Origin of the sequence: Pseudomonas sp. NyZ201, assembly GCF_049860765.1 — a bacterium.
Taxonomy (GTDB): domain Bacteria; phylum Pseudomonadota; class Gammaproteobacteria; order Pseudomonadales; family Pseudomonadaceae; genus Aquipseudomonas; species Aquipseudomonas bharatica.
Window position 1 is genome coordinate 5,074,348 of sequence record NZ_CP187557.1, and the last position, 11,634, is coordinate 5,085,981.

Sequence of the window (11,634 nt, forward strand, 5' to 3'; positions counted from 1 at the left end):
CTCCCACAGGGATTTGTGGGGTCTGCCAAATCGAGTCAGATCAGGGCTTGAGCGCCTTCTTCGGATAGATGTCATAGCGGCTGGATTTCCCCTCCAGGCTATGGCTCGGCTTGGCGCCCTCGATGATCGGCGCTTTGCGCGGGCGCTTGACCACTACCCGGTGGGTCGCCAGGGCCAACGCCGCTTCGAGCAGGGCCGGGGCGTCCAGGTCGTCCCCTACCAGCGGCCGGAACACGCGCATTTCCTTTTTCACCAATGCGCTCTTGTCGCGATGGGGGAACATCGGGTCGAGGTAGATCACCTGCGGCGGCTCGCCTTGCCAGTTGCGCATGCGCTCGATGGAGTTACCATGCAGCAGTTCCATGCGTGCCACGATCGGGCCGACCTCTTCATCCCCGGCAGCCCGCGCCAGACCATCCTCGAGCAGTGCCGCCACCAGCGGCTGGCGCTCGATCAGTTGCATCCGGCAGCCGAGGGTGGCGAGCACGAACGCGTCCTTGCCAAGCCCGGCCGTGGCGTCCAGCACATGGGGGCGCACGCCCTGGGCGATACCGACCGCCTTGGCGATCATCTGCCCCGCACCGCCGCCATACAGGCGCCGATGGGCCGCACCGCCCTCGAGAAAGTCGACCCGCACCGGCCCCGGTGACTGCGGCCCGAGCTGCTGGATCTGCAGGCCGTCCACGCCCACCTGCACGGCGAACGCCGCCTCGGCATCGTCCAATGGCAGCCCCAGGCGCGCCGCCCATTGCTCGGCCTGCGCCTGATACCCGGCGTCCAGTGCCTCGACCCGGATCCCGCCTTCGACCTGCTGCTCCACGCTCACCTTCCTGCCCAAAAAAAGTTAAAGATCGGCGCCTGCGGCCGATACACAAAGTACGCGCCATTTTGCCAGAGCTCTTCGACAACCATGTCAGAGATTCTTCAACTTCCCTCAGGCTACCTGTCACCCGTCGGTGACTACAGCCGCCACAACACCCAGGCCCTGGGCGGCGTCAGCCACCTGTGGTCGGACTTCTTCGCCCGCGCCCTGGCTGCGCAGCAGGAAGAAGGCGTGGTGCGCGAGGCGCTGCCGATCGAAGAAGTGGACGTGCAGACCGGCGAACCGATCAGCGGCAGCCAGACCCTGGCGCAGATCCACAGCCAGCGCCTGTGCGAAGTAACCGACACCGAGATTGCCCCGCCGGAGCCGCTGTTCCTGCCGATCGCCGAATTCGAGCTGGACCTGCTGGACAAACCCGCCCCGCCCTTCAGCGCTGCCGAACTGATCGAGCAACAACGCCAACTGGACATCAGCAACAACTGGGTGCGCCCGGTGGTCATGAGCCAGGGCCATCCGCTTCCCGAACCGGGCCCGGCACCGGCGCCTTATCCGTTGCACCTGCCGATCGCCGAACTGGAGCGCAAGCTGCTGGACCCGGCGCCGGAACCTTTCGACGAGGCCACCCTGGCCAAGCAGCAGCACGACCTGGAGTTCGATATCCACTGGGCTCGCCCCGTCGTGCTCAACAACGTGCGCATCGCCGCCTAACGGCAGACCCGCCAACGCCCCATGTCCAGATGAAAGTGGTTGTGATGGGCGCTGTTGTAGTCCGGCCCGAGTACCGTGTTGAAGCTCTCGCAGGCAGCATCCCGCGCTTCGCGCAGAAAGCGGGCCTTGGGCCCGTCGCCGCCCCAGTCCTTTTGCAGTTCGATGCGCCGGCCGTCCTTCAGGCGAAACCCGGAGATATCCAGGGCATTCGCCGTAGCATGCTGGCTGAGCCGGCCTTCGGCGCGGTTGTAGACGTTGCGACAGGCATAGCTGCCCAGATGATCGACCTGGGTCACCGGCTGCCCGAAAACCCGTTGCGCCGCCGGTTGCAGGCCATGCCGCTCGAACAGGGCGAAGGCTACGGCTACCGGGCAGGTAGCAAGGAAGCTGCTGCTCAGTTTCACGTCTGCGCCCTGGACGCGGACCACGTTGGTCAGCGGGCAATGGCCGCCAGTGGTATCCGCCTGCGGGCTGTAACGCAGGCCGGACGTGGCCAGCACCTCGGCGCACAGCCGCGGATCATCGCGCAGGCGGCCCAGTTTCCATGAAGTCAGGAGGTTGGGCGGCTCGCGCACATCCAGCGGCGCCCAGGGGTTCCATTGCCCGGGCAGGCGCCAGCCCTGTCGCCAGCCGAACAGCGCCACGCCGGCCAGCACCGCCAACAGCACCAGTGCGCCATGGCGCATGGTCACCTCAGCGCCGGAACAGGTCGTTGAGCCGGGCGAAGGTCATGGCTTTGTCGCCATGGTCAAAACGCCCTTCCCCGCGAATCCGCGTCGCCGCCTCGAAGAATGCACCGTAGGCGACCCGGGCCAGGGACGAACCCACGCTGATGCGCTTCACGCCCAGCGCCTTGAGGTCCTCGAAGCCCAGGTCCATGCCTGCAAGCCCCATCAACACATTGACGGGTTTCGGTGCCACCGCCTTGACCACCCGCTGGATGTCCTCGGCAGTGCGCAGTCCCGGCGCATAGAGCACATCGGCCCCAGCCTCGGCGAAGGCCTGCAGGCGGGCGATCGTGTCGTCGAGATCATTGCGCCCGTGCAGCAGGTTTTCCGCACGGGCGCAGAGCATGAAGGGAAAGTCCAGGCTGCGGGCGGCCGCAACCGCGGCCTCGACCCGCTCCACGGCGCGATGGAAGTTGTAGATGGGCTCATCCTCGCGACCGCTGGCGTCCTCGATGGAGCCGCCTACCAGGCCCATCTTCGCTGCCTGCAGGATGGTGTCGGCGCAACCGCCCGGCTCATCGCTGTAGCCGTTCTCCAGGTCCGCCGCCACCGGCAGGGCCGTGGCATCGACGATGGACTGGGCATTGGCCAGGGTCTCGTCGCGACTCACCGCACCTTCGGCATCCGGCCGCCCAAGGGCAAAAGCCAGGCCGGCGCTGCTGGTAGCCAGGGCCTCGAAGCCGAGGCTGGCGAGCAGCTTGGCCGAACCGGCATCCCACGGATTGGGAATGACGAAGGTTCCGGGGCGTTCGTGCAGCGCCTTGAAGGCTTCGGCACGCAGGGTTTGCACATCCATGGTGGAACTCCCAGGCAGACGACGGGAAATCACAACAGTCCGAGTTGTTCGACCTGCGGCCCCCGATCAGGTTCATGCAACGGCGCAAGCCCCGGCAGGCGTTCCATCAAGCCTTGATGGAAACGCCGGGCCAGGGCTGCGGCCAGGCGGTTGTCAGCGGTATGCAGGAAAACGTAGGGGCTGCGCCCTTCCTCGATCCAGGCGGCGACCTTGTCCAGCCACGGCACCAGGAACGGCTCGTTCGCCGCCAATTCCGGATGGCCGATGAAACGCACCTGCGGTTGCAGGCTGAAGGCAGCGGGACGCGGCGGCACCCGTGGCTTTTTCGATTGGGCGTGGAGCACGCTCGGGTCGCGGGAGGTGCAACTGAACAGTGCCCGCGGGTCGAGACAGATGCGCTCGATGCCTCGCTCGTTGAGCAGCCGGTTCAGCAGGCGCTCGTCCTCGCCCTTGGCGAAGAAAGCGTCGTTGCGCACCTCGACGGCCAGCGGCACGGCTAGTTCGTCGATGAACTGCATGAGTTCGCCAAGCCGCGCCGGCCCGAAGCTCGCCGGCAACTGCAACCAGTACGGCGATACACGGGCGCCCAGGGGCTGGAGCAACTGCACGAAGGTGCGCGCGGCCTCCAGCTGCGCATACAGGTCGCCGCTGTGGCTGATATCACCGGGAAACTTGGCAGTGAAGCGAAAGTGCGCGGGCATGACCTGGGCCCAGCGCTCGATGGTGGCTGGCGCAGGCCGGGCATAAAAGGTGGTATTGCCCTCGACGGCATTGAAGACCTGGCAGTAGAGGCCAAGAAAATCGCTGCTTTTCGCGTCGCTGGGGTACAGATAGTCGCGCCAGGCGTTTTCACTCCAGGACGGACAACCGAGGAAATAAGGTAAGGATGCTGAGCTCATTGGCTCAAATGTACAGATCCAGCCCCAGCACTTCCATCTCCCAATCGACGAACCCGGCCGTGGTCAGGTAGCTGGCCAGGGCGCCGGCGGTGCGCCGGTCGCGGGCCCGGGGGAAGATCATGTCCTGCGGACGGGCCGGCAGGTTGGGGAGGGCGCGCTGCGAAGTGCCGGCGTTTTCGGCGGCTTGCGCCTCGACTTCGAACTCGCCGGCGATGTCTTCCTGCGACTCCTCCACCCGCACCGGCCCTTTGCGCTGAGGGCGCTTGAGCGGGTAACTCGATGAGGAAAAGCCGTCGATACGCATGGCAATGAACTCGGGGTCGATGATGGCAATTTAGCGGCACCTGACACCTTGCGCAAATGCCCTACTGATAACTGGACCACATATACACAAATTGGTTTACCGCCTTTGGCGATAACCGACCGGAGGTCGTCAGCCTTTCTTCGGCGTGGCAACCTTGTCACGCAGGTACACCGGCTGGGCCTGCTCGGCCGGCACGCTCTCGCCGCGCGCCCAAGCGAATCCGGCCAGGGTCAGCAGGTCGAGCGCGTGGGGCAGTATGGCCTGGTCCTGCGCGGCGACCTTGACCGCCAGGCGTTCGGCATAGCCCCAGCCGGTACCGGCACCGAACCAGGAATCGCCGTTAGCGTCGGGAAGCGCCACCTGCCCGGGCGGCAGCACGGCCTCGCTCCCCTGCAATTGCATTTCGCCCTTCACCTCTTGATAGCAGCCCCAGTAGACCTCGTCCATGCGCGCATCGATGGCCGCCGCGACCCGGGTGGCGCCGTGTTCGCGCAAGGCGCGCTGGGCCAGCACCGCCAGGTTGGACACCGGCAGCACCGGGCGCTCCAGGGCGAAGGCCAGGCCCTGGACCACGCCGATGGCGATACGCACCCCGGTGAAGGCTCCCGGGCCGCGGCCGAAGGCGATCGCATCCACCGCCGAAAGCGCCACACCGGCATCGGCCAGCAGGGCCTGGATCATCGGCAACAGCTTTTGCGCGTGCAGGCGCGGAATCACCTCGTAATGGCTCGTGATCTTGCCCTCGTGCAGCAGGGCGACGGAGCAGGCTTCAGTGGCGGTATCCAGGGCCAGCAAGGTGGTCATCGGGGTGTTCCAGGCGAGAAAAAAGAGCGGCAGTATAAACGACAACGGCCCGCAAGCGGGCCGTTGGCGGTACAACGAAAGGGATCAGCTCAGGGCTGCCAGGACCTTGGCGGTGATCGCCTCGACCGAACCGACGCCAGGAATGTGGCTGACCTTCGGCTTGCCATTGGCGGCTTCGAGCTTCTGGTAGAAGTCCACCAGCGGCTTGGTCTGCTCGTGGTAGACCTTCAGGCGGCCACGCACGGTTTCTTCGTTGTCGTCCGGGCGCTGGATCAGGTCCTCGCCGGTGACGTCGTCCTTGCCTTCCACCTTCGGCGGGTTGTACACGACGTGGTAGACACGACCGGAGTCCAGGTGAACGCGGCGGCCGGCGATGCGCTGGACGATTTCTTCATCATCGACAGCGATCTCGACTACCGCATCCAGGGACACGCCAGCGGCAACCATGGCTTCGGCTTGAGGGATGGTGCGCGGGAAACCGTCGAACAGGAAACCGTTGGCGCAGTCAGGCTGGGCGATACGGTCCTTGACCAGGTTGATGATCAGGTCGTCGGAAACCAGCTTGCCGGCATCCATCACGGCCTTGGCTTCCAGGCCCAGCGGAGTGCCGGCCTTGACCGCGGCACGCAACATGTCGCCGGTGGAGATCTGCGGAATACCGAATTTTTCGGTGATGAACTTTGCCTGAGTACCTTTACCGGCCCCGGGAGCTCCCAGCAGAATTACGCGCATCTTGTGCTCCTCATTTTTTATAAGCAAATCAATGGATTCGCGAGCGTTGGCGAATCGCAGGAAATCGGGCGATGACCATAAATCGGTCAAAAGGCTGCCCAAGATACACAGCGCATGGGGACCATACAAGCGGTCGAAAGTCGGAAAAACCTGCGACAGGACGCCACGGTGTATACAGGTTGCGCCCGGCGCAACCTGCCCTTTACACGGTCATTTCCTACGCGCCTGGGAACACATTCCGACGCCTGACAGCCATCCAGCCGACACTCAACCCGTGTTGCGCAACCCTGCGGCGATGCCTGCCACCGTCACCAGCAAGGCCTGCTCCAACGGGCTGTCCAGAGCGGCTTCGCGCTCTCGCGAGCGGGCCAGCAACTCGGCCTGGAGCAAGTGCAACGGATCCAGGTAGGTATTGCGCAGGCGGATGAACTCCAGGGTCTCCGGGCTGTGCGCCAGTAGCACCGGCTGCCCGGTCAGGCCCAGCACCACCTGGCATGCCTGCGACAATAGGTCGCGCAAATGCTCACCCAAAGGTCGCAGGTGCGGTTGCACCAGACGTTCGTCGTAGGACGCGGCGATTTCCGCGTCGGCCTTGGCCAGCACCATCTCCAGCATGTCGATGCGGGTGCGGAAGAACGGCCACTGCTCGCGCATCTGCGCCAGCAGCGGCCCCTGGCCACGAGCCAGGGCGTTGTTCAGCGCGGCTTCCCAGCCGAGCCAGGCTGGCAGCATCAGGCGGGTCTGGGTCCAGCCGAAGATCCACGGGATGGCCCGCAGGCTTTCGATGCCACCGGCGCGACGCTTGGCCGGGCGGCTGCCCAAGGGCAGGCGGCCAAGCTCCTGCTCCGGCGTGGATTGGCGGAAATACTCGACGAAATCAGGGGTTTCCCGCACCACGCCACGGTAGGTCTTCACCCCGTCGGCGGCCAACTGGTCCATCACCTCGCGCCAGGCCGGCTGAGGGGGCGGCGGCGGCAGCAAGGTGGCTTCCAGCACGGCGGCCAGGTACAGGTTGAGGTTCTGCTCGGCGATATCGGCCAGCCCGAACTTGAAGCGGATCATCTCGCCCTGCTCGGTAGCGCGGAAACGCCCGGCCACCGACCCCGGCGGCTGCGACAGGATCGCCGCGTGGGCCGGCGCGCCGCCGCGCCCGACGGTGCCGCCGCGGCCATGGAACAGCAGCAGCTCGACTTCCTGCTCCCGGCAGATCTGCACTAGGGTCTCCTGGGCGCGGTACTGCGCCCAGGCTGCAGCGGTGGTGCCGGCGTCCTTGGCCGAGTCGGAATAGCCGATCATCACTTCCTGCGGGCCGTGCAGCCCTGCGCGATAGCCCGGCAGGGACAACAGGCGCTGCATCACCGGCCCGGCGTTATCCAGGTCGGCCAGGGTTTCGAACAGCGGCACCACGCGCATCGGCCGTTGCAGGCCGGCCTCCTTGAGCAGCAGTTGCACCGCCAGCACGTCGGACGCCGCGCCGGCCATGGAGATGACGTAGGACCCGAGGGACGCGGCGGGCGCCGCAGCGATCTCGCGGCAGGTGGCAAGCACCTCGGCGGTGTCGGCCTGGGGCTGGTAATGCGCCGGCAAGAGCGGGCGGCGGCTGGCCAGCTCGCGCTGGAGGAAGTCGATCCGCGCTTCCTCGTTCCACTCGGCATAGCTGCCCAGGCCAAGGTATTCGGTGATTTCGCTAAGGGCGGCGGCGTGGCGGGTGGAGTCCTGGCGCACATCGAGGCGCACCAGGAACAGGCCGAACGTCACGGCGCGGCGCAGGCAGTCCAGCAGCGGACCGTCGGCGATCACCCCCATGCCACATTCATGCAGGGACTCGAAGCACAGGTGCAGGGGCTCGAAAAGTTCGCGGTTGTCCTGCAACACCAGCGGGCCCGGTGCCTGTGCCGTGGTCAGGGCCGACTGGGCCCAGGCACGGGTTTCCCGTAGCCGCTCGCGCAGCGGCTTGAGCAGCGCACGATAGGGTTCGGCGCAATCACCGACCCTGGCGCGCAGGGCCGGGCTGGCCTGCTGCATGGACAGCTCGGCGGCGAGGGAATGCACGTCGCGCAGGAACAGGTCGGCAGCCATCCAGCGCGCCAGCAACAGCACTTCGCGGGTGACGGCTGCGGTGACATTGGGGTTGCCGTCACGGTCACCGCCCATCCACGAGGCGAAGCGAATCGGCGCAGCCTCCAGCGGCAGGTGCAGGCCGGTGGCGGCGTGCAGGGCCTTGTCGGCCTTGCGCATGTGGTTGGGAATGGCGTGCCAGAGTGAGTGCTCGATCACCGCGAAGCCCCACTTGGCCTCGTCCACCGGAGTCGGTCGGGTGCGGCGGATTTCCTCGGTGTGCCAGGCCTCGGCGATCAGCCGTTGCAGGCGCTCGCGGACCTGCTCGCGTTCGGCAGGGGTCAGGTCGCGGTGATCCTGGACGGCAAGCTGCGCGGCGATGGCGTCGTACTTCTGGATCAGCGTGCGCCGCGCCACCTCGGTGGGGTGGGCGGTCAGCACCAGTTCGATGTTCAGCTTGCCGAGCTGGCGGGCCAGGGCGTCGTCGCTATGGCCGGCGGCCTTGAGGCGGGCCAGCAGCTCGGGCAGCACCCGGGCCTCGAACGGCTCCGGCTGGTCGGCGTCGCGACGGCGGATCAACTGGTACTGCTCGGCGATATTGGCCAGGTTGAGGAACTGGTTGAAGGCCCGGGCCACCGGCAGCAGCTCATCGTCGGCGAGGTCGGCGAGGGTCGAACTGAGCTGCTCTTCGCCGCCGCTACGGTCGGCCTTGGCGCTGTGGCGGATCGCCTCGATCTTCTGCAGGAACGCCTCGCCATGTTGTTCGCGTACCGTATGGCCCAGCAGCTCGCCCAACAGATGTACATCTTCCCGCAAACGCACATCGATATCGGTCATCAACCTTCTCCACCCTGGAAATACTGCGTCGTTGCAGAGTGCCCCACTACCGGTCGTGCTTTCAAGGCACGGGCGCGGGCGAACTGGCTACGCTGTAACCAGTCGCCATGGTTTTACGGAGGGCATCATGAAGATTCGCGAACTTGCACAGTACTGGGAACAGCACGCCAAAGGACGTCTGAGCCCGACCGGTCATGTCCTGCACCTGGACGTCGAGGCCTCGGCGCGCCTGGCGGCGCTGGCCGAGATGTACCCCAAGCGCACCCCGGAAGAATTGCTCGGCGAACTGCTGGGTGCGGCACTGGAAGAGCTGGAAGCGAGTTTTCCGTACGTCCAGGGGCAGCAGGTGATCGCCACCGATGAAGAGGGCGATCCGCTGTACGAGGATGTCGGGCCGACGCCGCGCTTCCTGGCGTTGTCGCGCCAGCACCTGCATGCGCTGAACAGTGGCGAAGATGGTTCTACCCAATGACGCATTGGTCCTCTGTGGGAGCGGGTTCACCCGCGATTGCGTCGTTGAATTCACTACCGTAATCGCGGGTGAACTCGCTCCCACAGGGTTTGGTACGCGCAGGAAAATTCCTCGATACCCCTCCATCCCCGCAAAAGTTCCCGCCCCTCCCCGCTGACCGATCAGTCAGAAAAACTCGCCCATCAAGCGGCACTTTTTGTGAACTTTTCAAAAAACCGGCGACTCCGAGCCAATAGCCACTACGGCAAAATTCCTCCCGGCTCCCTCCGGAGAGGTGTGTCGATGGACTGTTACGGATGTTCATCAGGAGTGATCCAATGGAGTTGACCACCATGAAGACCCGCATCGAGAAATCCCCGTTCCAACTGCGCGGGATCAAGCTGGCCGCCCTGGCCCTGGGCAGCAGCCTGGTTCTGGCCGGCTGTGCTGGCAAGCCACCCACCGAGCAGTACGCCGTGACCCAGTCGGCCGTTAACTCTGCGGTGAGCGCCGGTGGCACCGAGTTCGCCGCCGTCGAGATGAAGGCCGCGCAGGACAAGTTCAAGCAAGCCGAAATCGCCATGCACGACAAGAAGTATGACGAAGCGAAGATTCTCGCCGAACAGGCCGAATGGGATGCCCGTGTTGCCGAACGCAAGGCCCAGGCCATGAAAGCCCAGAAAGCCGTGCAGGATGCCCGCCAGGGCGTCCAGGACGTACGCGAGGAAGGCATGCGTGCCGCTGACCCGCTGCAGCCGCAGCAGTAAGCGCCGCCGCGCTCCGTGCATTCGAAATCGATCAAAGGACGAACACTATGCGTAACCACGTGATGATTCCCGCCCTCCTGGCCGTGAGCATGGGCCTGGTCGCCTGCGCCCACCAGCCGAACCCCAACCTGGAGTCGGCCCGGACCAACTTCTCCGCCCTGCAAAGCGACCCGCAGGCGAGCAAGGTCGCCGCCCTCGAAACCAAGGACGCCCAGGACTGGCTGAACAAGGCCGACAAGGCCTACATGGACAAGGAAGACGACAAGAAGGTCGACCAACTGGCCTACCTGACCAACCAGCGCGTCGAGGTGGCCAAGCAGACCATCGCCCTGCGCACCGCCGAAGCCGAGCTGAAAAACGCCGCCGCCCAGCGCGCCCAGGCCCGCCTGGACGCTCGCGACGCGCAGATCAAGAAGCTCCAGGAAAGCCTCAACGCCAAGCAGACCGAGCGCGGCACCCTGGTGACCTTCGGTGACGTGCTGTTCGACTTCAACAAGGCCGAGCTGAAGAGCAGCGCCTACCCGAACATCACCAAGCTGGCCCAGTTCCTCCAGGAAAACCCGGACCGCAAGGTGATCGTCGAAGGCTACACCGACAGCGTCGGCAGCGCCGGCTACAACCAGTCCCTGTCCGAGCGCCGCGCCAACTCGGTGCGCATGGCGCTGGTACGTGCCGGCGTGGACCCGGCCCGTATCGTCGCCCAGGGTTATGGCAAGGAGTATCCGGTAGCGGACAACTCCAGCAACTCTGGTCGCGCGCAGAACCGTCGGGTGGAAGTGACCATTTCCAACGACAACCAGCCGGTGGCACCGCGCAGCAGTGTGAGCAGCGCGCAGTAACCTGCTGGCTGTGACGAAAAATCCCGCCGGTTGGCGGGATTTTTTTTACCCACCAAAAAGCAAAAGCACCTATAAAAGCACCTTTAAAGACACCCATTAAAGAGCTACCATTCCGGCCACGCAGTATCGGCTTCGATCAGGATCTGAAATACGGATTCGGACTACCGATCCCGGAGCTATCTCCCGACAGCAGAACTCGACAGGAAGTGTTGCCATGGTAATGACATTCGCGGTGTTGGCCGATGTAGCGGCATCGGTCACCGACCTTAAAAAAGATCCAATGGGCACTTTGCGCGAAGGCAAAGGCGAAACCGTGGTCATCCTCAACAGAAACGCACCGGCCTTCTATGCAGTTCCACCGGACCGCTATGAGGCAATGATGGATCTGATCGACGATGTCCAGTTGGCAGAGCTTGTACGCCAGCGGCGTGGCGAGCCCATTGTCAAGGTAGATATCGATGAGCTCATCGCAGACGCCAAAGGAAGCGGCAACTGACTACGCGCTGGAATTCAATCTGAGGGCCAAAAAGGAGTTCGACAGGCTGGACGCAGCGATCCGCCTGCAACTGGCCAAAAGCTGAAATCCAGGCTGGCTGAACCGAGGGTGGACGCCGACAAGCTTTCAGGGATGCCGAACTGCTACAAGATCAAGTTGCGCAGTTCTGGTTATCGGCTGGTGTATCAGGTTTTCGATAAGCGATTGGCGGTGCTGGTAATTGCAGTGGGCAAGCGGGAGAACAACCAGGCTTACGGCGCGGCCTTATCACGGTTCACACACTGATAGCGCTTGCACCACCGCTATCGCCGGCAACGCCAGCTCCCACAGGGTCTGCGGTGCACGCACCCCTTGTGAGGTTGGCGTTGCCAGCGATATGACAGGGAAGACAC

General features: G+C 64.8%; 13 protein-coding genes and 1 pseudogene. 6 read left to right on the forward strand and 8 right to left on the reverse strand.

Annotated features, from left to right (window positions below; all coding sequences use genetic code 11):
- Positions 1–40: 40 nt before the first annotated feature.
- Entirely contained in the window at positions 41–820 is a 780-nt protein-coding gene (locus tag ACPFMA_RS22795) for a class I SAM-dependent methyltransferase (protein ID WP_425928792.1), read from the reverse strand.
- A gap of 90 nt (positions 821–910) precedes the next feature.
- Between ACPFMA_RS22795 and ACPFMA_RS22800 the strand changes: the two genes are divergently transcribed.
- Positions 911–1,531, forward strand: coding sequence for an energy transducer TonB (locus ACPFMA_RS22800; RefSeq protein ID WP_425928793.1), 621 nt, complete (start codon positions 911–913; stop codon positions 1,529–1,531).
- On the opposite strand, the gene ACPFMA_RS22805 is transcribed toward ACPFMA_RS22800, so the two are convergent.
- The 7 genes from ACPFMA_RS22805 to ppc all read right to left on the reverse strand — a co-directional run bounded on the left by ACPFMA_RS22805 (position 1,528) and on the right by ppc (position 8,689).
- Positions 1,528–2,217, reverse strand: a complete 690-nt coding sequence (locus ACPFMA_RS22805) for an extensin family protein (RefSeq protein WP_425928794.1) — start codon at positions 2,215–2,217, stop codon at positions 1,528–1,530. The genes ACPFMA_RS22800 and ACPFMA_RS22805 overlap by 4 nt on opposite strands.
- Positions 2,218–2,224: 7 nt before the next feature.
- On the reverse strand, positions 2,225–3,055 hold the full coding sequence (locus tag ACPFMA_RS22810) for an isocitrate lyase/PEP mutase family protein (RefSeq protein ID WP_420057892.1): 831 nt from the start codon (positions 3,053–3,055) through the stop codon (positions 2,225–2,227).
- 29 nt (positions 3,056–3,084) lie between these two features.
- Positions 3,085–3,954, reverse strand: a complete 870-nt coding sequence (locus ACPFMA_RS22815) for a DUF72 domain-containing protein (RefSeq protein WP_425928795.1) — start codon at positions 3,952–3,954, stop codon at positions 3,085–3,087.
- 4 nt (positions 3,955–3,958) lie between these two features.
- Entirely contained in the window at positions 3,959–4,258 is a 300-nt protein-coding gene (locus ACPFMA_RS22820; protein ID WP_425928796.1) for a hypothetical protein, read from the reverse strand.
- A 129-nt stretch (positions 4,259–4,387) separates the two neighbouring features.
- Positions 4,388–5,062, reverse strand: coding sequence for a tRNA (adenosine(37)-N6)-threonylcarbamoyltransferase complex dimerization subunit type 1 TsaB (tsaB, locus tag ACPFMA_RS22825; RefSeq protein WP_425928797.1), 675 nt, complete (start codon positions 5,060–5,062; stop codon positions 4,388–4,390).
- Between the two features lie 84 nt (positions 5,063–5,146).
- Entirely contained in the window at positions 5,147–5,794 is a 648-nt protein-coding gene (adk, locus tag ACPFMA_RS22830; protein WP_009403268.1) for an adenylate kinase, read from the reverse strand.
- A 267-nt stretch (positions 5,795–6,061) separates the two neighbouring features.
- Complete coding sequence (gene ppc, locus ACPFMA_RS22835; RefSeq protein ID WP_425928798.1) at positions 6,062–8,689, reverse strand: phosphoenolpyruvate carboxylase; 2,628 nt, start codon at positions 8,687–8,689, stop codon at positions 6,062–6,064.
- A gap of 127 nt (positions 8,690–8,816) precedes the next feature.
- On the opposite strand from ppc, the gene ACPFMA_RS22840 reads away from it, so the two are divergent.
- From ACPFMA_RS22840 to ACPFMA_RS22860, 5 genes and pseudogenes are all read left to right on the forward strand, one after another.
- A complete protein-coding gene (locus ACPFMA_RS22840) occupies positions 8,817–9,161 on the forward strand; it encodes a pilin assembly protein (protein ID WP_425928799.1) in 345 nt (114 codons plus the stop codon).
- A 317-nt stretch (positions 9,162–9,478) separates the two neighbouring features.
- Positions 9,479–9,907, forward strand: a complete 429-nt coding sequence (locus tag ACPFMA_RS22845) for a DUF4398 domain-containing protein (RefSeq protein ID WP_009403273.1) — start codon at positions 9,479–9,481, stop codon at positions 9,905–9,907.
- A 47-nt stretch (positions 9,908–9,954) separates the two neighbouring features.
- Complete coding sequence (locus ACPFMA_RS22850) at positions 9,955–10,746, forward strand: OmpA family protein (protein WP_009403275.1); 792 nt, start codon at positions 9,955–9,957, stop codon at positions 10,744–10,746.
- 220 nt (positions 10,747–10,966) lie between these two features.
- On the forward strand, positions 10,967–11,242 hold the full coding sequence (locus ACPFMA_RS22855) for a type II toxin-antitoxin system Phd/YefM family antitoxin (protein WP_425930626.1): 276 nt from the start codon (positions 10,967–10,969) through the stop codon (positions 11,240–11,242).
- Positions 11,205–11,527 (forward strand): annotated as a pseudogene (locus tag ACPFMA_RS22860) (type II toxin-antitoxin system RelE family toxin). Before ACPFMA_RS22855 ends, ACPFMA_RS22860 begins: the two are co-directional and overlap by 38 nt.
- Positions 11,528–11,634 lie beyond the last annotated feature (107 nt).

What these genes read in the sequence shown, in the direction of transcription:
- ACPFMA_RS22810 (WP_420057892.1), bottom strand. Translation starts at nt 3,055, where the DNA reads ATGGATGTGCAAACCCTGCGTGCCGAAGCCTTCAAGGCGCTGCACGAA.
- ppc (WP_425928798.1), bottom strand. Translation starts at nt 8,689, where the DNA reads ATGACCGATATCGATGTGCGTTTGCGGGAAGATGTACATCTGTTGGGC.
- ACPFMA_RS22855 (WP_425930626.1), top strand. Translation starts at nt 10,967, where the DNA reads ATGACATTCGCGGTGTTGGCCGATGTAGCGGCATCGGTCACCGACCTT.
- ACPFMA_RS22800 (WP_425928793.1), top strand. Translation starts at nt 911, where the DNA reads ATGTCAGAGATTCTTCAACTTCCCTCAGGCTACCTGTCACCCGTCGGT.
- ACPFMA_RS22820 (WP_425928796.1), bottom strand. Translation starts at nt 4,258, where the DNA reads ATGCGTATCGACGGCTTTTCCTCATCGAGTTACCCGCTCAAGCGCCCT.
- ACPFMA_RS22850 (WP_009403275.1), top strand. Translation starts at nt 9,955, where the DNA reads ATGCGTAACCACGTGATGATTCCCGCCCTCCTGGCCGTGAGCATGGGC.
- adk (WP_009403268.1), bottom strand. Translation starts at nt 5,794, where the DNA reads ATGCGCGTAATTCTGCTGGGAGCTCCCGGGGCCGGTAAAGGTACTCAG.
- ACPFMA_RS22805 (WP_425928794.1), bottom strand. Translation starts at nt 2,217, where the DNA reads ATGCGCCATGGCGCACTGGTGCTGTTGGCGGTGCTGGCCGGCGTGGCG.
- tsaB (WP_425928797.1), bottom strand. Translation starts at nt 5,062, where the DNA reads ATGACCACCTTGCTGGCCCTGGATACCGCCACTGAAGCCTGCTCCGTC.
- ACPFMA_RS22815 (WP_425928795.1), bottom strand. Translation starts at nt 3,954, where the DNA reads ATGAGCTCAGCATCCTTACCTTATTTCCTCGGTTGTCCGTCCTGGAGT.
- ACPFMA_RS22845 (WP_009403273.1), top strand. Translation starts at nt 9,479, where the DNA reads ATGGAGTTGACCACCATGAAGACCCGCATCGAGAAATCCCCGTTCCAA.
- ACPFMA_RS22840 (WP_425928799.1), top strand. Translation starts at nt 8,817, where the DNA reads ATGAAGATTCGCGAACTTGCACAGTACTGGGAACAGCACGCCAAAGGA.